The sequence below is a fragment of the Ruegeria sp. YTSC325 genome (assembly GCF_059609525.1).
On the sequence record NZ_JBXWLY010000014.1, the window covers coordinates 81,467 to 100,859 of the forward strand.

A 19,393-nucleotide genomic window follows, 5' to 3' on the forward strand; every position below is an offset into this window, starting at 1 on the left:
AGTTTGCGGATGTGCTTTCAGATTTGGCGGAATCCGCTCCTGTCGACGCACAACAGGATCGGTCGGTCGAAGAGGCCTTGTCTTCGGTTCCTGAGGTGACACATGAAGACGCCGAGGATGATACCACAGGTGTTTTGTCTGATCTGGCGGATCGCGCACCGGAAGAAGTTACAGAACGTGATGCTCTCGAGGACGCATTATCGTCGTTGCCTGAGGTCGAAGACACAAGTGCGGCCGATCACTCGGATGTCTTGTCAAACCTCGCCGATGCGGCGCCAGAGGATGAGGCGTTGGACACCAGTTTGGATGATTTGCTGGGCGATCTGGCCGACATGGCTCCTGATGAGGACACAGCCGACGAAAGTTCTGCGGCAGAGGCTCTGGCGTCATTGCCCGATGTGGCGGATGTCGCGGATGCCGATGACAGTGACGATGTTCTGTCCGATTTGGCCGATGCAGTTCCTGATGACGATCCGGAAGACACCAGTTTAGATGACTTGCTGGGCGATCTTGCTGACATGGCTCCTGATGAGGACACGTCCGACGAAAGCTCTGCGGCAGAGGCTTTGGCGTCGTTGCCCGATGTGGCTGAAGTCGAGGTTTCCGATGACAGTGACGATATTCTGTCCGATTTGGCCGATGCAGTTCCTGATGACGATCCGGAAGACACCAGTTTAGATGACTTGCTGGGCGATCTTGCTGACATGGCTCCCGATGAGGACACGTCTGACGAAAGCTCTGCGGCAGAGGCTCTGGCGTCGTTGCCCGATGTGGCCGAGTTTGACGATGAGGACTCTGATCTTGATGACCTTTTGGCTGATCTTGCCGAGGCTCCCTCTGAGCAGGTTGACGCAAGTGATGACACCGATGACGTCCTGGCGTCACTGCCTGACATTGACGAGGATGAGGACGCAGACAGTTTAGATGACGTTCTCGGCGATCTTGCCGACGCTGCCCCGGATGAGGACGCAGAGGATGACGATGATCTTGACGCGCTGCTGAACGATTTGGCTGAAACCGCTACTGAGCCGGACAGCGCGGACGACATGGACCTGGATGATCTTCTGGGCGATTTGAGCGCTGATGACACCGAACGCGACGGCGAGGCGCAAGAGCCCGACTTGGATGACCTCGATTTGGACAGCTTGTTGGCAGAAGACGAGACTGGAACCGAGGAAAGCAGCGAAGTTGACCTGGATGATCTGGATCTGGACGACCTGTTGGGGGATTTGGATGACGTATCCGAATCCGAAGAACAGGGCGATGCCGATTTGGATGACTTGCTTTCAGGCGATGACGAATTGGATGACGCATCCGTTTACCAAGAGGTCAAGACGGATGGCGAACCGGTGCTGGCCTTTGGCCGCATGAGCGCCGACCGGCCCGAGCCGGAACAGTTGAAACGCAGCCGGTTCCGCATTGCCATCTTCGGTGATTTCTCGGGCCGTGCGGCGCGGGGGCAGATGGAAACTGGCGATGCGCTGGCTGCGCGCGCGCCGATCCTGCTGGACGCCGATACAGTCGAAGATGTGATCTCAAGCTTTGCCACCAACTTGGTTCTGCCCATCGGTAAGGACGGCGCGGGGATTGAGGTCAAGCTGACCGAACTGGACGATCTGCACCCCGACGAGCTGTATGAAAAGGTCGCGCTGTTTGAAGGGCTGTCGGGCCTGAAAGGCCAGCTCGGCGCCGGGGCAACCGCCGAACATGCGGCGAAGCAGTTGACCGCATGGGGCAAGGAATTCGGGCAGGCCGTGGTTCCGCCGCGCAAAACGTCGGGTGGAAATACCGTGCGGGCTGATCTGAAACTCAGTGATTTTCAGAAGCTGATCGGAGATACGAGCGGAGAGCTGGCGCAGCCTTCTCCGGTGGATGATCTACTGAAACGGGTGGTCGGGCCGCATATTCGCAAATTGCCCAGCCCGGACGTTGCGGCGATGAAAACAGCGGTGGATGAGGCGCTGAGTACGGCGATGCGCATGGTTCTGCATCATCCCGAATTCCAGTCGATCGAGGCGCAGTGGCGCAGTCTGGACCTGATCGCGCGCAGCGTTGAGGATGACGATACGCTGGACGTGATCCTCTATGATGTTTCGGCCGAGGAGATTGCGGCCGATCTGGCGTCGGAAGAGGATCTGGCCCAGACTGGGTTGGTCCGTCTTCTGACCGAGGAACCCTTGGATGAGGAAAACGGGCGCGGCGGCTATTCCGCCCTGATCGGGCTTTATACGTTTGAGGAAACCCCGCCCCATGCCGAGTTGCTGGGACGTATTGGCCGGGTCGCGGCCCATGTGGATGCGCCTTTCATTAGCGCGATCACCCCCGCCTATCTGGACATCAAGAAAGAGGATCGCCACCCGCTGGTGGTTAAAGCCTGGGATACGTTCCGCGCGATGCCCGAGGCCGGGCATGTCGGGCTTGCCTCACCCCGCTTTATGCTGCGACGGCCCTATGGGGCCAAGTCAGAGCCGATATATGAGTTCGACTTCGAGGAATTCACCGAAGCTGAAGGTCTGCGTGGGATGCTGTGGGCCAATCCGGCGGTGTTGGTGACAATCCTGTTGGCACAGTCCTTTAAGCAAAATGGCAAGGCTATGAATCTGGGGTCCGTTATGAGCCTTGGTGGGGTGCCCTATCATTTCGTCCTAGACCGATACGGTGACCAGGTGGCGCTGCCCTGTACCGAACGCAACCTGACAATGGACAAGCACGAACACTCGGTTCAGCGGGGCTATATGCCGGTGCTGTCCGTCAAGGGACGGGATGAGATCCGGCTGGGCTCGTTCAACTCGGTCGCCGGGCAAGAGATTCTGGGGCCGTGGTCCGGTGTTCCCGCCCCGGCGCCTTCGCCGGATATACCTGATGCGCCCGAACCCGATGACCCAGAGTCTGATGAAACGATAGTCGAGGATGACTTTGATCTGGATGATCTGGGGCTAGAGGACGATACCGGTTCTGGTGACTCGGACGATTTGGATGATTTCCTTGCTTCCTTCGATGACGATGCGGAAGAAGACGAGGATGACGACGAAATGGACCCGGAATTGGCCGCATTATTGGCTGATCTGTAACGGCGTATCCAACGCGATTTGGAAGGATTAGGAAATGTCTGACAGTCTGCAAAGCAAGGAATGGCCGCTTCGGATCACGGGCAGTTACAAATATAAGGAAGACGAGCTTGTCATTCGTCGCGCGATCATCACCGAGAAGATGGGTGAACTGACTGAGATCCAGGTCGAGATGCTGTCGCCCGACAAAACCATCAAGCTGGAAGAGCTGCTGGGTAAAATTCTTACTATCCATATGGCTGCGGCCGAGGGGGAAGAACGCAAGTTCACGGGTACGATTGTGCGCGTTGAACGGCTGGCGCTGCGGGACGGGTTCGTGCATCTGCTGGCCGAGCTGCGCCCGTGGTTTTGGATGCTGCAACAGACCACCAACAGCCGCATCTTCCAGAACATGACGGTCGACAAGATCATCGAGGACGTTTTCAAAGCGCACGGGTTCTCGGATTTCCAGAAGAAGCTGAGCGGAACCTATGAACAGCGGGAATATTGCGTTCAGTACCGGGAAACCGATTTCGACTTTGTCTCACGCTTGATGCAGGAAGAGGGCATCTATTACTTCTTCGACTATGCGAAGGCGAATAACAAATATGAAACGTTGGTCCTGTGTGACGGGCTGTCGGGGCACACGCCGCTGACCGGAAAGTCGGACCTGTTTTACCGGGCGGGCGACGATTATGAACAGCGCCTGCCCGACAGCGTGACCGAATGGGCCAGCGCGCAGCAAATCGTTCCCGGTGTCGTTGCTTTAGGAGATTTCAATTTTGAGACACCCAGTGCCAAAATGGCCTCGGTGTCGAAAACCACCCTCTCGCCCGATCACAAGCACAACAAGTACGAGCTGTATGACACGCCCGGTCACTACATTGACGCCAACAAGGGCAAGCCCCGCGCGCAGGTTCGGATGGAGGCTGAAGAAACCGAATATGACCGCCGCCGGGGCCGTGCCTCGGTCCGGGCGATGGAGGTGGGCAAGACCTTCACTCTGAAGGAACATCCCGACAAAGATCAGAACCAGGAATATCTGGTCACTGCGGCTACCTTCTATCTACAGACGACCGAAGGCTACGGTTTTGAAAAGAACTCCAAAGACCTGGATACAGGCGCGTTGGAATTTCCCGAAGACAATAGCGAAATGTATATGGTTGAATTCGACGTTCAGCCCAAGAAGGTCCAGTATCGCAACGCCCGTACCACGCCCTGGCCCGAGATTGCAGGGCTTCACACGGCCATCGTCACCGGCCCTTCGGGCAAGGAAATCTACACCGACAAATATGGCCGGATTAAAGTACAGTTCCATTGGGATCGTGCGGGCAAGAAGGATGAGAAGACGTCTTGCTGGGTGCGTGTTGTCACCCCGTGGTCCGGTAAGAACTGGGGCATGATCCATATCCCCCGGATCGGGCAAGAGGTCGTCATCCAGTTTGAAGAGGGCGATCCCGACAGACCCATCTGCACTGGTATGTTGTATAACGCCGAAACGATGCCGCCCTATGATCTGCCGGCAAACCAGACGCAGTCCGGGATCAGGACCCGGTCGTCCGAGAAAGGCAAACCCGACACATTTAACGAACTGATGTTCGAAGACAAAAAGGATGCGGAACTGGTGCGCTTTCAGGCGCAGAAGGATCATGAGAAGCTGGTCAAGAACAAGTCCACGGTCACGATAGGCTACGACAAGCTGGACACGGGCGGCAACGGCGGCGACGGTTGCCTGAGCCAGGTGGTGAAGAAAGACGTGAATGAAACGATCAAGGAAGGGGATCATACCTTCACGATTGAAACCGGCAGCCAGAAGGTCAGCATCAAGACTGACCAGACTGAAACGATCGAGGGCAAATCCACCCGTACCGTTACCGGCAACGACACCGAAACGATCAAGCAAGGCAACATGGTCACGTCGGTCGATTCCGGTAACAAAACGACGACTGTGAAACTGGGGAACATTCAGGTCGATGCCAAGGCGGGCAAGATCACCATGACAGCCATGCAGTCAATCGAGCTGAAAGTCGGGACCTCGTCAATTAAGCTGGATCCGACCTCGGTGACGATCAAAAGCACAATGATCAATGTGCAGGCGACCGCCAAGATGGACGCAAAAAGCCCACTGACGACGGTCAGTGGCGATGCTATGCTGACCCTTAAGGGTGGCGTGACGATGATTAACTAAGGGGCGAACGGATGAGCGAACGATTTGCCAATTTGACCAAGACACCCCAGATGCCTGCCGCCCGGATGTTGGCGGATGCCAATGCGCGGCTGGGCACCAAGCTGGATGCACCGGCCAGTGCGCCTCTGGACGTTGTTCTGGCCGAGCTTGAAGAAAAAGGCGCACCGATTGACATGTTGCGATTGCTGGGCGTGGCTCTACCGCCGCGCGAACGGGTCTGGTGGTCGTGCCTGGCTGCGCGTGACTATATCGGAGCCGCGCCCGATCACAACACGCCATCTCTGGCGGCCTCTGAGGCTTGGGTGTTTCGCCCGACGCAGGAAAATCGCGAAAAGGCCGAGCATACGATTGATCTGGCCGAGCCCGATGATGAGACCATAAATTGCGCCATGGGCGTGCTCTATGCCGACGGCACGCTTGGCACGGGCGAGCTTGCGTCGATGCCGGCCCCGCATGGCGCAGCCGAAGCGCTGGCATTTGCGATGAATGTCACAGCGATGGGCTATCATGATGGCGATTTCGACGCCTATGTGCAATTGCTGATCGACCGTGGCCTTGATATCGCTCGTGGTGGAAACGGCAATCTCGAGGCGAAGGAATAGACATGGGATTTCCACAAGCCCGCGTCGCGGATCTACACACCTGTACGTTTCTGGCCCCGCCGCCTGCGCCCCCCGCGCCGGTGCCTGCGCCGATGCCGATCCTGCCGCCCTGCTGCCCCACAGTGTTGGTGGGCAAGATGCCTGCCGCTCGCATTTTTGACATGGCCACACCCGCCTTTCCGCACCCGATCATCAAAGGCTCGGCGACGGTACTGATTGGCAAGATGCCAGCTGCGCGGGTGATGGATACCTGCGCCTGTGGCGGACCTATCGTCAAAGGTGAATTTACCGTGCTGGTCGGAGGATGAAGACAGAAGAATGACGGTCACGATCAAATTCCAATCCACCGGCATTGTGCCGGGCGACGGGCGTCCTGTGTCGATGCAGGGGGGATCGCTGACCGTAGGGCGTGGTCCGGCCAATGATCTTGTACTGCCCGACCCCGAGCGGACGCTCAGCAAGAACCATTTCGTGATCGAGGATCACAATGGCAACGTGGTGATCGTGGACCTGTCGACCAACGGGACCTTTCTGAACTATTCAAAGATTGCTTTGGGTCGAACGCCGACACCGCTGAACAATGGCGATGTGTTGACGGCGGGCGGTTATGAGATGGTGGTCGAGATCGGCGCCGATTTACCCTCGTTCGAAGAGATGATCCCGCAGCCGATGCAGCAGGGCAATGTCTCGCCCGGACAGTCGCAAAACGCGCCGGACCCGCTGGATTTGCTGGACGCGTCCTCGCCGGGAGGGGATTTTCTGGATGACCTGCTGGGCGGTGAAGCCCCTAAAGGACCGGGTCAGATCGCAACGCCTGATCCCATGGACGGACTGCTGCCACCGCTCGGTGATGATGACCCGTTCTTTGCCAAACCTGCCGATGCGCATCAGGGCTTGGGGGCGAGCGACCCCATGCACAACCCCTCGGCCACGGATGCGTTTTCAGCACCCGCCAGTGGCGGCGGCGCGAACCTGATCCCCGACGATTGGGATGACGATTTCCTGTCGCCGCAAGAGCCGTCCTCTTCGGACCCGTTTGCTGCGTCACCGCCGGAACCGGCCGCTCCACCGGCCAAGCCAACACCGGGCGGGCGTGCGGCCCCACCTCCGCCGTCGGAACCTGTGGCTCCGACGCCTGCGCCCGAGCCTGCGAATGAGCCCACAGTGGTCGAAACGCCTGCGCCTGCTGCTTCAAGCGGCGATCAATCCGCCGCCCGCGCGCTGCTTGAGGCGCTTGAGGTGGACGATCTGCGCATCGACGACGCCGATCTGCCCGCCACGATGGGCCGGATGGGGCGCGTGTTACGGGCAATGATCACGGGTCTGCGCGAAATTCTGATGACGCGTACCTCGATCAAGTCTGAATTCCGCATTGACCAGACGATGATCAGCGCAGGCGGAAACAACCCACTAAAATTCTCGATCAGCGCCGAACAGGCGATCGAGGCGTTGGTGAAACCGCGGGTCAAAGGCTACCTCGCTTCTGAGGAGGCCACCGCCGAGGCGTTGAACGATATCAAGGCCCATGAAGTTGCCATGGTCACAGGCATGGAGGCCGCGCTCAAAGGCGTTTTGTCGCGGCTCGACCCCGAGGTGCTGGCCGGGAAAATCGAAGGCTCCGGCAAACTTGGGTCACTTTTCAAGGGTAAGAAGGCCCAATATTGGGAAGTGTATGAAAAGATGTATGCGGAAATTTCGGATCAGGCCGAGAATGATTTTCACGATCTCTTCAGCCGGGAATTCGCGCGTGCGTATAAGGAACAGCTGGAAAAGCTGAAGTAACGCCCCATCGGGCGCAATAAAAAGGGAGGGCAGCCATTGTCCTGGGACAGCAAGGTGCTTTGGACCGAAGGGTTGTTTTTGCAGCCCCACCATTTCCAGCAGGCCGACCGGTATACAGAGGCGCTGGTGGCCGGGCTTGCGCGCCGGGTGACACCCTATGCCTGGGGGCTGAGTGCGTTTGAGCTGGATGACGAAGTGCTCAAGGTCGGGCAAATTGCGCTTAAATCCTGTTCAGGGCTGACGCCGGACGGGCAGGTGTTTCGCGTACCGCAAGCCGAAGACCATCCGCCCGCTTTGGAAGTGCCCGAAACGATCAAGGATTGCGTTGTTTACCTGACCGTACCGCAGCGGCGGCAAGGCGCGTCTGAGGTGGATCTGAGCGGGGCGGAACAATCCGTCAGCCGCCTGCGTCCCGCCGAACAGGAAATCACCGACGTGATGAGCCAGCAGAAAAAGCCGGTGACGCTGGGCGTTGGCAAGCTACGGCTGCAATTTGCGCTGGCGGTAGACGATCTGGCCGACAAGCTGGCCATTCCGATTGCCCGCATCATCGAAGTGCGTCCGGACAAAGAGATTGTCCTGGATCGCGGCTTTGTGCCCTCGGTCTTGGATGTGCGCGCAGCCCCGGCATTGGCGGGGTTCATGAACGAGCTTGAGGGGATGCTGTCGCACCGGATGCAGGCATTAGCCGGGCGGCTGTCCGAAGGTGGACCTGCCAAGGGTGCTGCCGAGATTTCGGATTTCCTGCTGTTGATGGTGATCAACCGCAACCTGCCGCTGGTGCGTCATTTCGCCAATATCGAAAACGTGCATCCAGAACACGCCTACCGCGTTTGCGCAGCCCTTGCCGGTGAATTGGCCACGTTCATGAGCGCCGAGAAAGAAGCCGTGCAATTCCCCGCCTATCAGCACGACAACCTGACCGAAAGCTTTGCCCCGGTGATCCGAGTGCTGCGCCAATATCTCAGCTCGGTGCTGGAGCAGACGGCGATCTCGATCCCGTTGGAGCCGCGCAAATACGGCATCAGCGTCGGTGTGATTGCTGATCGCAAGCTGATCGGCTCGGCCGGATTTGTGCTGGCAGTTAATGCGGATATCCCCGCCGAAGACGTGCGGCGGCACTTCGCGGGTCAGGCCAAGACCGGCCCGGTTGAGGAAATCCGCCAATTGGTGAACTCGGCCCTGCCGGGCATCACTTTGCGCCCGCTGCCGGTCGCGCCGCGCCAGATCCCGTACCATTCGGGCGTGGTCTATTTCGAACTGGACGCAGCCAGCCCGTATTGGAGCAAGATGACCACTTCGGGCGGGATCGCGGTGCATGTGTCGGGGCAATATCCCGGATTGCAGATGGAGCTTTGGGCGATCCGCAATCAGTAGCCGTCCGGGCCGTTGATTGGTACGAAACAAATTGATGGGGCTGCCTGCGTGGACCACTGGACCATGCGGGCGCTGTGAGGAAGCAGGTAGATCATGTCCGACAACGATCCTTTTGCCGAACCGGACGATACAGATAAGACGGTCATTCGCCCCAACCCGGGTGGGCGACGTCAGGCCGGGACCATGCCGCAACAACCCGCCGCGCCTCAGCAACCGGCGGGTTACCCCGAGCCGATGGAAGCGCCTCAGCCGCAGCCCGCTGCGGCAGGGGACGGATATGGCGTACCTCCGGCGCAGGCCCCACAGTCGCGCCCGCCACAAGGCGGTGGGGAACAGGTGGCCGCAACCGGGATGAACCGGTTGAACGCCTGCGCCGCACCGCTGTTTTCGCTGATCAGCCGTATTCGCAACCGCGCCCAGCACATGGACCCCGACAAGCTGCGCCAAAGCGTGGTGGCTGAAGTGCGCAGCTTTGAAAATGCCGCCCTACAGGCGGGCATCCCGGCGCAATCGGTCAAAGTGGCGCGTTATGCCCTATGTGCGACGCTGGATGATGTCGTGCTGAACACTCCGTGGGGCGGCCAGTCCAGTTGGGCGACGCAATCACTTGTTGGCACCTTCCACCGCGAGACGGTGGGCGGGGATCGTTTCTACGACCTTCTGGCGCGGCTGGAACAGGAGCCTGCGAACAATATCGAGCTGCTGGAATTCGTCTACATGTGCCTGTCGCTGGGCTTTGAAGGTCGCTTGCGGGTCGAACAAGGCGGACCGGACAAGCATCTGCAAATCCGGCAGGGTCTGGCTCGGGTCATCCGAGCGCAACGTGGCCCTGTCGAACGTGATCTGGCCCCGCATTGGGAAGGCGTGGACAAGCCTTACCGCGCGCTCAGCATGTGGAAACCGGTCTGGATTGCGCTTGGCGTGACGGCGCTTTTGCTGGTGATTGAATTCAGCGGTCTGTCCTATGTCCTGTCGAACAAGACGGAAAATCTTGTGGGTCAGATGTCGGTGATTGACGCGGGCCCCGTGACCGAGTTGCAGCGCCGCGCGCCCCCGCCTCCGCCGCCACCTCTGCAACAGCAACCTCAGATCGCGAAGGTCGTCGAATTCCTTCAGCCCGAGATTGATGAGGGGCTGGTCGAGGTTTTTGAGAAAGGCAATACGCTGGTTATCCGCATCAAGGGGTCGGGCATGTTCGGGTCAGGCTCGGACAGTCTGCAAGAAAAATTCCAAGAGCCGGTGCGCCGGGTTGCCGTGGCGTTGAATGCCGAGCCGGGCACGGTGATCGTGACCGGACATTCGGACAATGTGCCAATCCGGTCAGCGCGCTTTCCATCCAACCTCGCCTTGTCGCTGGCGCGCGCAAAATCGGTGATGAATAAGATGTCACCCGAATTGACCGACCCCAATCGCCTCAGCGCGGAGGGCCGGGCCGACAGTGACCCGATTGCCGACAATTCCACCCGTGAAGGCCGCGCCACCAACCGCCGGATCGAAGTCCTGTTGGTGCAGGAGGATACTCAATGACCGCCCGTAGAATCCTGAGATTCATCTTCTTGTCGATTTACACCGTGCTGTTTTTTACAGCGACGGCGTTGTCCTTGTGCCTTTATTTTTTCGGACCACTTATTGGGTCGGATGAATGGCGTCCTTTGGATGGGATGACGGCGCGGTTGATCTGGTGCGGTGTGATTTATGCGTTTTTCCTGATCATTGCGCTAACCATCTTCTTTGTTCGTCGTCGTCGCGAAAAGAAGCTGACCGAAGAAATCACCGAAGCCGTCAGCGACGGCGGCGACATGATCGACAGCGAAATCTCGGAACTGCGCGGCAAGTTGAAAACTGCTATGGCAGAGCTGCGCAAGTCCAAGAACGGACGGCGGCATCTGAATGAGCTGCCGTGGTATGTGATGATCGGCCCGCCGGGCGCGGGCAAGACCACTGCCATTGTGAATTCCGGCCTGAACTTTCCGCTGGCCGATGAGATGGGTAAAACCGCGATTGGCGGTGTTGGCGGCACGCGCAACTGCGATTGGTGGTTCACCGAAAACGCCGTTCTGATCGATACGGCCGGGCGATACACGACGCAGGAAAGCGACGCTCAGGTCGATAACGCGGCGTGGATTGGGTTCCTTGGGCTGCTCAAGAAATACCGTAAGCGCCAGCCGATCAACGGGGCGATGATCGCGATCTCGTTGTCGGATCTGTCTTTGCAGGATGAGATCACCCAGAAAGAACACGCCAAGGCCGTGCGTCGTCGTCTGGAAGAGTTGCGCGAAAAACTGGGCGTGCGCTTTCCAGTCTATATCCTGTTCACCAAGGCCGACCTGATTGCCGGGTTTGCCGAGTTCTATGACAATCTGGGTAAGGAAGATCGCGAACAGGTTTGGGGTTTTACCTTGCCATTGGACAAGTCCCGGTCTGAACAATCCCCGGTTGCCGCCTTTGACGAGGAATTCGCCTTGCTGCTGGGCCGTCTGAACGCCCAATCGCTGGAGCGGATGCAGACCGAGACCGACCCCCAGCGCCGCGCCTTGGTTGCGGGCTTCCCGATGCAGGTGGCCTCGTTCCGCAAGGTGGCGCATGAATTCCTGACCGAGGTGTTTCAGGACAGCCGCTATCAACACCGCCACATGCTGCGCGGGGTCTATTTCACATCCGGCACGCAAGAAGGCACTCCGATTGACCGGCTGATGTTGGGCATGGCGCGTACCTTCGGGATCGGACGTCAGGCGATTGGTTCGGGTCAGGGCTCGGGCCGGTCGTATTTCCTGACCCGCCTGTTTGATCAGGTGATCTTCCGCGAGGCCGGTCTGGTCAGCGCCGATGACAAGGTTGAGCGGCGCTATAAGATCACCAAATGGGCCTCGGTCGCGGCGACGCTGATTGCCGCTGTTGCAGTGGGTGCCCTGCTGGTTCGCAGCTTTTCGGGCAACTCCGAACTGATCTCTGAGGCGCAAGAGGGCGTATCCGCCTATCAGGCTGCAGCGGCGACGCTGCCACCCAGCCCGGTGGGCGATACCGATCTGGTGCCGGTGGTGCAGGCGTTGAACACGCTGCGCGATCTGCCCGCGAACCCGACCCTGTCCGACCCGGACCCTGAAACGCGCCTGACCTATGGCCTGTATCAGGGGGATGTGATTGGCACGCAGGCGGCGCAAACCTACCGCGCGGCGCTGAACCAGCGCCTTCTGCCACGTCTGCTATTGCGGCTCGAAGAACAGATGAGCGCCAATATCAACAACCCCGATGTGCTGTATGAGGCGCTGAAGGTTTATCTGATGTTGGGTCTGCAAGGTCCGATGAACCAGAATCTGGTCAAGGAATGGATGAATATCGACTGGACGGTATCCTTCCCCGGCCCCTCGCGCGAGGAATTCCGCGCTGATCTGAACGACCATCTTGAGGCATTGCTGAGCCAGCCGATGCAGACCGTTGCGTTGAACGGGCCCATGGTCGAGCAGATACAGGGCCTGCTGTCGGAACTGCCGCTGGCGCAGCGCGTGTACAATGGGATCATCTCAAGTCCATCCGCGACGGCTCTGCCTGAATGGCGGATCACCGAAGTCGGCGGCCCTGCTGTTGCGCGCGTTTTGGTGCGGTCCTCGGGCAAACCGTTGAATGACGGGATCGAGGGGATCTTTACCTACCGCGGTTTCAACGACGTATTTGTCGGCGAAGCAGTTGGCGTAGCCAAACGGGTGCAAAAGGAAAGCTGGGTTCTGGGTCCGCGCGGCGAGGCGGAACAGACCGAACTGGCGCTGGCCGCGCTCAGCCGCGATGTGCTGGACCTGTATTACAACGACTACATTGCGCGCTATGACGCGATGCTGGGCGATATCGACATCGTGCCGATGGAAAGCCTCAGCCACGCTGTCGAAGTGACCAATGTGCTGTCCGGTCCAACCTCGCCTATCGTGAATATCCTGAACTCGATCTCGGACGAGACGAAGCTGACCGAAAGCCGATCGGTTCTACCCAATTCGGATGCTCTGGGTGAAGGGCTGTCCAGCGCGGCCAGCCTCGAGTTGCAGTCGGCGACCTCGGTCCAGACGCAAATCCTGCTGGAGGCCTTGGCCAAATCCAGCGGCGCGACCGCATCGCAGCCGGTGCAAGAGCCGGGCCAATATGTCGAGGATCGGTTTGCCTGGCTGCACCAGCTTGTTGACCGGCCCGAGGGGCAGCCCTCGCAATTGGATCAGTTGATGGGGTCGTTGACGGGCGTCTATCAGGAACTGAACAAGATGTCCTTCAGCGGAACCTCGGGCGGCGAGTCAGGGCAGGCGCTGCAGCAGTTTCAGCAAGAAGCGGCTCGCATTCCCGGCCCAATGGAACGCTGGGCGGTGCAGATCATCGACGGATCGTCGGGGATCACGTCTGACAGTACACGGGCCTCGCTGAACGCACGCTGGCAGGCCAATGTGCTGCCCTTCTGCGAGCAGGTCGTCACTGACCGCTATCCGTTCAGTCGTAGATCCGGGGCAGATGTGGCGATGGGCGATTTCAGCCGGTTGTTCGGCCCGCAAGGTCTGATCGACACCTTCTTTACCGACAACCTCGCCAAACACGTGGACATGCGCACGCGCCCTTGGAGTTGGAAAAGCAGCGTAAACGAGGCCGATCTGGGCATTAGTCAGGCCGTTCTGACCCAATTCCAGAACGCCGCCGAAATCCGCGAGGCTTTCTTTGCCGCGGGCCCGCAACCCCAGATTCAGTTCCAGATCATGCCCGAGGCGCTGGACCCCAAGGCAAAGGGCGTCACGCTTGAAATTGACGGACAATCGCTGGAATTCCGCCATCGCGGCGGGCTGCCTTCGCCGATGGCGGTCACGTGGCCGGGGCAGGTTGGATTGGCGCGGGTCACGTTCCAGCCCGATAAACGCAACATCGAAAGTGTGTTGTCCAAGGACGGGCCATGGGCGTGGTTCCGCCTTCTGGACGCGGCCGAGGTGCGGCGGACCAACGTATCGGACCGCAAGAAGGTGATCTTCAATGTCGGCGGCCGGATTGCGATCTTCCAGTTGCAATCTGGCTCGGTCATCAATCCCTTTGCCCTTCCGGCGCTGCAAAAGTTCAGCTGCCCTAAATCGTTCTGATGCAGCGGACTGGGTTTGGCGCGTTTGGTAAGATGCCTTCGGTCGGAGATTTTTTTCGGCTGGGGGTTTCACAGGATTTCGTCCAGCCATGGGATACCTGGATTCAGCACAGCATGTTAAACGCTGCTGAAGCTCTGGGACCTGTGTGGGACGCGCATTACATGTCCGCACCCATTTGGCGGTTTTGTCTGGCGCCGGGATTGGCAGGCCCGCAAAAGATGTTGGGCGTTTTGATGCCATCAGTGGATCGGGTCGGACGACGGTTTCCCCTGACTTTGGTATCGGGCGTATCTAATGAAGGTTCGGCAATTCTGTCTCACTTCCGGGCCGAGGCGACATACCGCCAGCTTGAAGACTTGGCTTTGGCTGCGCTTGAGGATGACATGACGCGGGACAAACTGGCCGAGGGATTGGAGGCGCTGGTGGTTCCATTACAAGAGCCGACTTCTCCGGTTCGGGCCGAGGGAAACACGCTGGTTCTGACGCGCGGGGAAGTCGCTGACAGTCTGTTGCCCGACCTCGCGGCGGGGTTGGTCGCGCATCGCTATCGGTCTCCGACAATCTGGAGCACTGACATCGGCGGCGTCCCTCGGATGATGGTCTGCGAAGGTTTACCGCAAGGATCAAACATGCAAGGTTTGTTTAATCTTCACGCTGCAGTCTGGACCGAGGCAAGGCCACTATGAATTCAAGTCACCGCGTTCGGTACAGCGCCCGCAGCCATGTCGGCCTCAAGCGCAAGCTCAATGAAGATGCCGTTTTGGCCCTTCCCGAGGAAAGCCTTTGGATGGTCGCGGACGGTATGGGCGGCCACGAAGGGGGCGATTACGCCAGCCGTCTTGTCGCTGACATGGTCGCGGCAATCCCCCCGGGACTGCCACCAGCGGATCGACTGGTGAAGTTGCGGGATGTGTTACAGCAAGCGCATTCGGCAATCCGTCAAGAGGCTGAGACCCGTGGCGGTAAAACCATGGGCACGACCGTTGCCTGTATGATGCTGGCCAACGGCCATTTCGTCGGTTTGTGGGCGGGCGACAGCCGCATCTATTTGCTGCGTGACAACCAGATTCAAATGCTGACCACCGATCACTCGGTTGTGGCCGATCTGGTGTTGGCGGGCCAGATGAGCTGGGATGAAGCGGAACAGCATCCCCAATCAAATGCGATCAATCGTGCGGTTGGTGTCGGGGATGTGCTGGAACTGGACAAGATCCGGGGCGAGGTTCAGCCGGGCGACCGGTTCCTGATCTGCTCGGACGGGCTGAGCAAATACGCGACATTCCCGATGCTGGAAAAGGCGCTGTCCGAGATGCCGATTGAAACCGTCGCCGATCAGTTGATCCAGATCGCGCTGGACGGGGGCGGGGCCGATAATATCTCGGTTATCGTGGTCGATATTCCCTGAACCCCGCGCTATTGCGCGAGGGTGGTCAGGATACGGCTGTCCAGCGACAAAATCTGCGTTTCCACATTGCGATCCTGTTCGCGCAGCGCCTCGGCATATCCGGCGGCGGATTCCGTGGTGGGGCGCAGTGTGTCGAACAGTTGATTGTCGGTATGCAGCACGATTACCTTGCTTTTGCCCAAGGTGCTGTCATCAACCTGAAAGGCAATGCCGCCGTTTTCCTGACTTTCGGCGATGGAATACGCCACGCGAACCGACAATGGCCCACTTTCTCCATCCCGCAGCGCGGCAATCCCGTTTTCTTGCCGTGTCACGTTTGGCAGTAAGTGGAACACGTTACCAGACACATCGAGAACCGAGACAGACAGGAACCCGTCTTGCACATCCTGCGGTAAGTCCACGTCAATCACCGGGTTCTGTCCTACGACAAAATCTCCGGTTGGGTTCGGGGCGTCGTTTTGTTCACCGTTGAAAAACGCGATAGAGATGTCGCTGGTCGGAGCACTGGGTAGGTAGTTCTCTATCAGGCATAATGTCGGGTTCAACACGTTCACACCGTCCAGATCAATTGGCCGCTCACCGACCAGGGCGGTCAAAGCGGTATTCAGCCCAACCAGACTGTCCTGAGACGCCAGAGTGCCACTGACCCGAACTGCGGTCTCAGGGCCATACCCGGCGGTGGGGGCGTTTTCCAGTTTCAGCGCACCGCAATCGGCCAGGCCAGCCAAGATCGGGCGGATATCGGCAGCGGGCAGGAACAGTGGCTCAAGCTCTAGTTCGACTGAGCCCTGCAACCCGGCGGGCAGTCCTGCTGAATAAAGCTGTTCCAGCTTGTCATGCAGCGCCTGATCCGTGGTTTGTCCGGTCAATTGAGCATCGTTTCCGTTCACGACCAGCCGCCATTCATCCAGCTCCATCACTGTTTCGATGACGTCACTGACCGCAGCGCCCCAGCTTTCCGAGATTTCCCCAGACGCCAACGTCAGATCAACCGTCCCACCCTGATCGGTGATCTCGCGTGTCATCGTGTCCCGTGTGTCTTCCGAAGGAACAAAACCGACGGCGCGTGGCGGCAGGCCCTCGCGCTTGTCCGCCACCAACGTATAGGGTGCGGCTACGGGATATTGGGGCCCAGTAAAGCTGTCGAATGCGCCGCTGAAATAGGCACCTGCGCCACCGCCGACAATGACCAGCGCGCCAAGGGCGGCAACCAGCCCGGTGCGCGATTTCTCGGGCGTTTCGACCGGAGGTGCAGCGGGTGCTGCGACGGCCGGGGTAGGCTGCGCAGGGGCCGCAGGTTTGCTTTTGGGTACGATTATGGTTGCGTCGTCATCGGTTTCGGCAGGGGGGGATTCCGCCTGTCCCGACCGGGCCGAGGACAAAGCCCTCAATACATCGCTGGTCGACTGATACCGGTCATCGGGGTCCGGCGCTGTCATCTTGTCCAGCACGGTTTTCAGAGGTTCGGGCACATCTGCAGTGTCCAGCGGTTGTTTTTTACTTTCCACAACCTCCAGCAAGTTACGCCCGGAATTGGCCTTTTCGCCCCGGAAGTTCGCCAGCAGCAGCGCGCCCAGGGAATAGATGTCGGTACGCTGGTCGGTCTTTCCCGACAGCTGCTCGGGTGCAGCATAGGCGTATTTGCCAGCGAACTCTCCGCCCACGATGGTTTCTGCGCCGGGGTTGGTATCCTTGGCGATGCCAAAGTCGATGATTACTGCCTGCGCAGGATCACCGTCACGCAGGATGATGTTGTCGGGGCTCAGGTCACGGTGGACGATGTTGCGCGCATGCGCGGCCTCGAGCCCCTCGCAGACGCGTTTGCATATGGTCAGAATGTCGTCTGCCGACATAGGACCATCAGCCAGTTTCCGGTCCAACCCCGGCCCGTCGACATAGTCCATCACCAGATAGACATGTCCGTCGGCAGTACGGTTGTTTTCGGAATAGCGCACCACCGCGTCATGGCGGATGTCGCGGATCTCTTCCTCACGGGTTAACAGAACGAGGTAATCGTCGTTGCTGGAAAATTCGGCCTTCAGAACCTTAAGCGCCGCCAGACGCCCCGATATCTCGGAGCGCGCGCGATAAACGTCAGAGGTACCACCCCGCCCAAGGATTGCCTCGATCCGATATGTATTGTTCACCAGATCGCCCGGCTGAAACAGGTCGCCTGCGCGGGATTCAGTCATGCTGCCCTCGAAATTGTGTTTTATGAGGAGACTAAATCAGCCGAGCGCCTGAAATTCAACGCGGCGGTTTTCGTCGGCGCGCGGATCGTCCTTGTTCAGAGGTTCGGCTTCACCTACGCCCAGTACTTCCAGTCGCCCTTCGGCGATACCGCAATCGCTGACCAGAAAGCGTTTGACTTCTTTCGCGCGCAGCAGAGACAGATTTTGGTTGTAGTCCGCAGATCCTGCGCTGTCAGTGTGGCCGATGATCTGAAAGACGTTAACGTCGACGTTTTTCATCGCTTGGCACAAGGAGGACAGCTTGGGTTTTTGATCATCGCGCAAGGCGGCCGAGGCGAAGTCGAACCGAACCTGAATATTAACCTGATCTTCCGAGGCCACCGGTTGATATTCGGCCGGGGCCGCAGCAACTGTGGTTTCCACAGCGTCGTCGGTTGCTTCAGTCGCGGCTGTTGAGGGGATGATCACCAAGCCGCGCGTTTTTTGCTTGTTGAATGCATCGGTGATTTCGTCGGCTGTTAGTTCATTGGATTGGGCCAAAGCGAATTGCGTCGTGCAAACGAGGGCCATGGCCGAAGCCCCGAAAAATTTAAGTCGAGAAAAAGTAATCATTACCGGAGTCCTTCCCTGTTTGGGACAAAGAGTACCCGTGCCTCAGGTGTGCGACAATGAAGAAAGTCACATTTGTGATTAAGAAATAAAGCCGAGCACGTGACATCTTGCGCGACGACTTTTAGATTTGGGCGCAATTGAATTGAGATACAGGTAAACACATCAGATGCGCATAGTTCCGGCAGTAATTCTTGGAGTTTCGATTATTTTGGCCCCTGTTATCTGGTATGTTTTTCCACTGATTGTTCCTATGGAAAGTAATTTTGAGGGGCCGGCAATCGATTCAGGCGCGCGGATCGAAATCGAAATGCTGAGCCAACAGGTTGAAGATATGCGCAACGAGATTGAGAGGCTGTCGCTCGAGATATCGCGATCCCAAAGCGACGGTTCGGCCGTGTTGCAAGGCGCAGACGGGGCGGACGACTATGGATATGACAGCACCAGCCCAAACGAGATCATTGATGCTTACGCTCAGGTTGTCCTTATCGCCAACCGCAACGAAGTTAATCAAGAACTCAAACTGGCGAGTTCGTCGTTTCTGAAAGAGAAATTCGGGCTGCCGCGCGAAGACTTAACAGATAATTGTCAGTCCATGACCAACCCGCGGTTAGAAGAAAACCTTGTATTAGAAGAAGTCGGCCCGGTTCGGGTACGCATGTTGAAACCGGCAATAGACTCTCTGCGCGTTGTTTTCGAAAACATCCGTCGCACGGACCCCGACCTCTTTGCACGTATTAATACAGCCGGGTCCTTATGTGTGCGGCGGATTCGTGGCGCGACCTCATCCGCATCGGCCCATGCCTATGGCCTGGCTGTTGACTTGAATATCGACGGAGTGTTGGACACGCTGGGCGATGGTAAAACCCAGCTGGGCCTGACTATTCTGGCCGACTTCTTCCGGCAGGAGGGCTGGGTATGGGGTGCGGCCTGGGGTCGAGAAGACTCGATGCATTTCGAGGTTAGCCGCAACAAGATCGAAGAATGGTTGGAGCAGGGACTTTTGTAAAATCGTCGAATGATACGATGCTCTGTGAACTAGGACACGGACAGTCTCGGAATCAATCGTGATATGGATAACCTCAATCCAGACGG

Annotated in this window: 13 protein-coding genes; 11 read left to right on the forward strand and 2 right to left on the reverse strand. The window is 58.5% G+C overall.

Going from position 1 to position 19,393, the window contains the following annotated elements; all coding sequences use genetic code 11:
* The first annotated feature begins 332 nt into the window (after window positions 1-332).
* The 10 genes from AC2FF7_RS17915 to AC2FF7_RS17960 all read left to right on the forward strand — a co-directional run bounded on the left by AC2FF7_RS17915 (window position 333) and on the right by AC2FF7_RS17960 (window position 15,497).
* The gene (locus AC2FF7_RS17915) at window positions 333-3,071 is read left to right on the forward strand and encodes a type VI secretion system contractile sheath domain-containing protein (RefSeq protein ID WP_496906091.1); all 2,739 of its coding nucleotides are present in this window, start codon (window positions 333-335) and stop codon (window positions 3,069-3,071) included.
* 34 nt (window positions 3,072-3,105) lie between these two features.
* A complete protein-coding gene (locus tag AC2FF7_RS17920; RefSeq protein ID WP_496906074.1) occupies window positions 3,106-5,235 on the forward strand; it encodes a type VI secretion system Vgr family protein in 2,130 nt (709 codons plus the stop codon).
* 11 nt (window positions 5,236-5,246) lie between these two features.
* Window positions 5,247-5,837 (forward strand): DUF6931 family protein, encoded by a 591-nt coding sequence (locus tag AC2FF7_RS17925; RefSeq protein WP_170356384.1) that lies wholly within the window; start codon window positions 5,247-5,249, stop codon window positions 5,835-5,837.
* Window positions 5,838-5,839: 2 nt separating this feature from the next.
* Window positions 5,840-6,145 (forward strand): PAAR domain-containing protein, encoded by a 306-nt coding sequence (locus AC2FF7_RS17930; protein WP_170356385.1) that lies wholly within the window; start codon window positions 5,840-5,842, stop codon window positions 6,143-6,145.
* A gap of 10 nt (window positions 6,146-6,155) precedes the next feature.
* Window positions 6,156-7,619 (forward strand): type VI secretion system-associated FHA domain protein TagH, encoded by a 1,464-nt coding sequence (gene tagH / locus AC2FF7_RS17935; protein ID WP_480869814.1) that lies wholly within the window; start codon window positions 6,156-6,158, stop codon window positions 7,617-7,619.
* A gap of 36 nt (window positions 7,620-7,655) precedes the next feature.
* On the forward strand, window positions 7,656-8,996 hold the full coding sequence (gene tssK / locus AC2FF7_RS17940; RefSeq protein ID WP_480869812.1) for a type VI secretion system baseplate subunit TssK: 1,341 nt from the start codon (window positions 7,656-7,658) through the stop codon (window positions 8,994-8,996).
* 93 nt (window positions 8,997-9,089) lie between these two features.
* On the forward strand, window positions 9,090-10,523 hold the full coding sequence (gene tssL / locus AC2FF7_RS17945; protein ID WP_496906075.1) for a type VI secretion system protein TssL, long form: 1,434 nt from the start codon (window positions 9,090-9,092) through the stop codon (window positions 10,521-10,523).
* On the forward strand, window positions 10,520-14,092 hold the full coding sequence (gene tssM, locus AC2FF7_RS17950) for a type VI secretion system membrane subunit TssM (RefSeq protein ID WP_496906076.1): 3,573 nt from the start codon (window positions 10,520-10,522) through the stop codon (window positions 14,090-14,092). The genes tssL and tssM overlap by 4 nt, the downstream gene beginning before the upstream one ends.
* Window positions 14,092-14,778, forward strand: coding sequence for a type VI secretion system-associated protein TagF (gene tagF, locus AC2FF7_RS17955; protein WP_170755855.1), 687 nt, complete (start codon window positions 14,092-14,094; stop codon window positions 14,776-14,778). Before tssM ends, tagF begins: the two co-directional genes overlap by 1 nt.
* Window positions 14,775-15,497, forward strand: coding sequence for a PP2C family protein-serine/threonine phosphatase (locus AC2FF7_RS17960; protein WP_170356391.1), 723 nt, complete (start codon window positions 14,775-14,777; stop codon window positions 15,495-15,497). The genes tagF and AC2FF7_RS17960 overlap by 4 nt, the downstream gene beginning before the upstream one ends.
* Before the next feature lie 8 nt (window positions 15,498-15,505).
* Here AC2FF7_RS17960 and AC2FF7_RS17965 read toward each other — a convergent pair whose 3' ends face one another.
* Together AC2FF7_RS17965 and AC2FF7_RS17970 are read right to left on the reverse strand one after the other, a co-directional pair.
* A complete protein-coding gene (locus tag AC2FF7_RS17965; protein ID WP_496906077.1) occupies window positions 15,506-17,689 on the reverse strand; it encodes a serine/threonine-protein kinase in 2,184 nt (727 codons plus the stop codon).
* 36 nt (window positions 17,690-17,725) lie between these two features.
* Window positions 17,726-18,259, reverse strand: coding sequence for an OmpA family protein (locus tag AC2FF7_RS17970; protein WP_480869802.1), 534 nt, complete (start codon window positions 18,257-18,259; stop codon window positions 17,726-17,728).
* Between the two features lie 292 nt (window positions 18,260-18,551).
* Between AC2FF7_RS17970 and AC2FF7_RS17975 the strand changes: the two genes are divergently transcribed.
* Window positions 18,552-19,307 carry a M15 family metallopeptidase gene (locus AC2FF7_RS17975; protein WP_496906078.1) on the forward strand — a complete coding sequence of 252 codons (756 nt, stop codon included), beginning with the start codon at window positions 18,552-18,554 and terminating at the stop codon, window positions 19,305-19,307.
* Window positions 19,308-19,393 lie beyond the last annotated feature (86 nt).

What these genes read in the sequence shown, in the direction of transcription:
- AC2FF7_RS17965 (WP_496906077.1), bottom strand. Translation starts at nt 17,689, where the DNA reads ATGACTGAATCCCGCGCAGGCGACCTGTTTCAGCCGGGCGATCTGGTG.
- AC2FF7_RS17970 (WP_480869802.1), bottom strand. Translation starts at nt 18,259, where the DNA reads ATGGCCCTCGTTTGCACGACGCAATTCGCTTTGGCCCAATCCAATGAA.
- tssL (WP_496906075.1), top strand. Translation starts at nt 9,090, where the DNA reads ATGTCCGACAACGATCCTTTTGCCGAACCGGACGATACAGATAAGACG.
- tagF (WP_170755855.1), top strand. Translation starts at nt 14,092, where the DNA reads ATGCAGCGGACTGGGTTTGGCGCGTTTGGTAAGATGCCTTCGGTCGGA.
- AC2FF7_RS17925 (WP_170356384.1), top strand. Translation starts at nt 5,247, where the DNA reads ATGAGCGAACGATTTGCCAATTTGACCAAGACACCCCAGATGCCTGCC.
- AC2FF7_RS17915 (WP_496906091.1), top strand. Translation starts at nt 333, where the DNA reads ATGGCTCCTGATGAGGACACAGCCGACGAAAGTTCTGCGGCAGAGGCT.
- tagH (WP_480869814.1), top strand. Translation starts at nt 6,156, where the DNA reads ATGACGGTCACGATCAAATTCCAATCCACCGGCATTGTGCCGGGCGAC.
- AC2FF7_RS17960 (WP_170356391.1), top strand. Translation starts at nt 14,775, where the DNA reads ATGAATTCAAGTCACCGCGTTCGGTACAGCGCCCGCAGCCATGTCGGC.
- AC2FF7_RS17930 (WP_170356385.1), top strand. Translation starts at nt 5,840, where the DNA reads ATGGGATTTCCACAAGCCCGCGTCGCGGATCTACACACCTGTACGTTT.
- AC2FF7_RS17920 (WP_496906074.1), top strand. Translation starts at nt 3,106, where the DNA reads ATGTCTGACAGTCTGCAAAGCAAGGAATGGCCGCTTCGGATCACGGGC.
- tssM (WP_496906076.1), top strand. Translation starts at nt 10,520, where the DNA reads ATGACCGCCCGTAGAATCCTGAGATTCATCTTCTTGTCGATTTACACC.
- AC2FF7_RS17975 (WP_496906078.1), top strand. Translation starts at nt 18,552, where the DNA reads ATGGAAAGTAATTTTGAGGGGCCGGCAATCGATTCAGGCGCGCGGATC.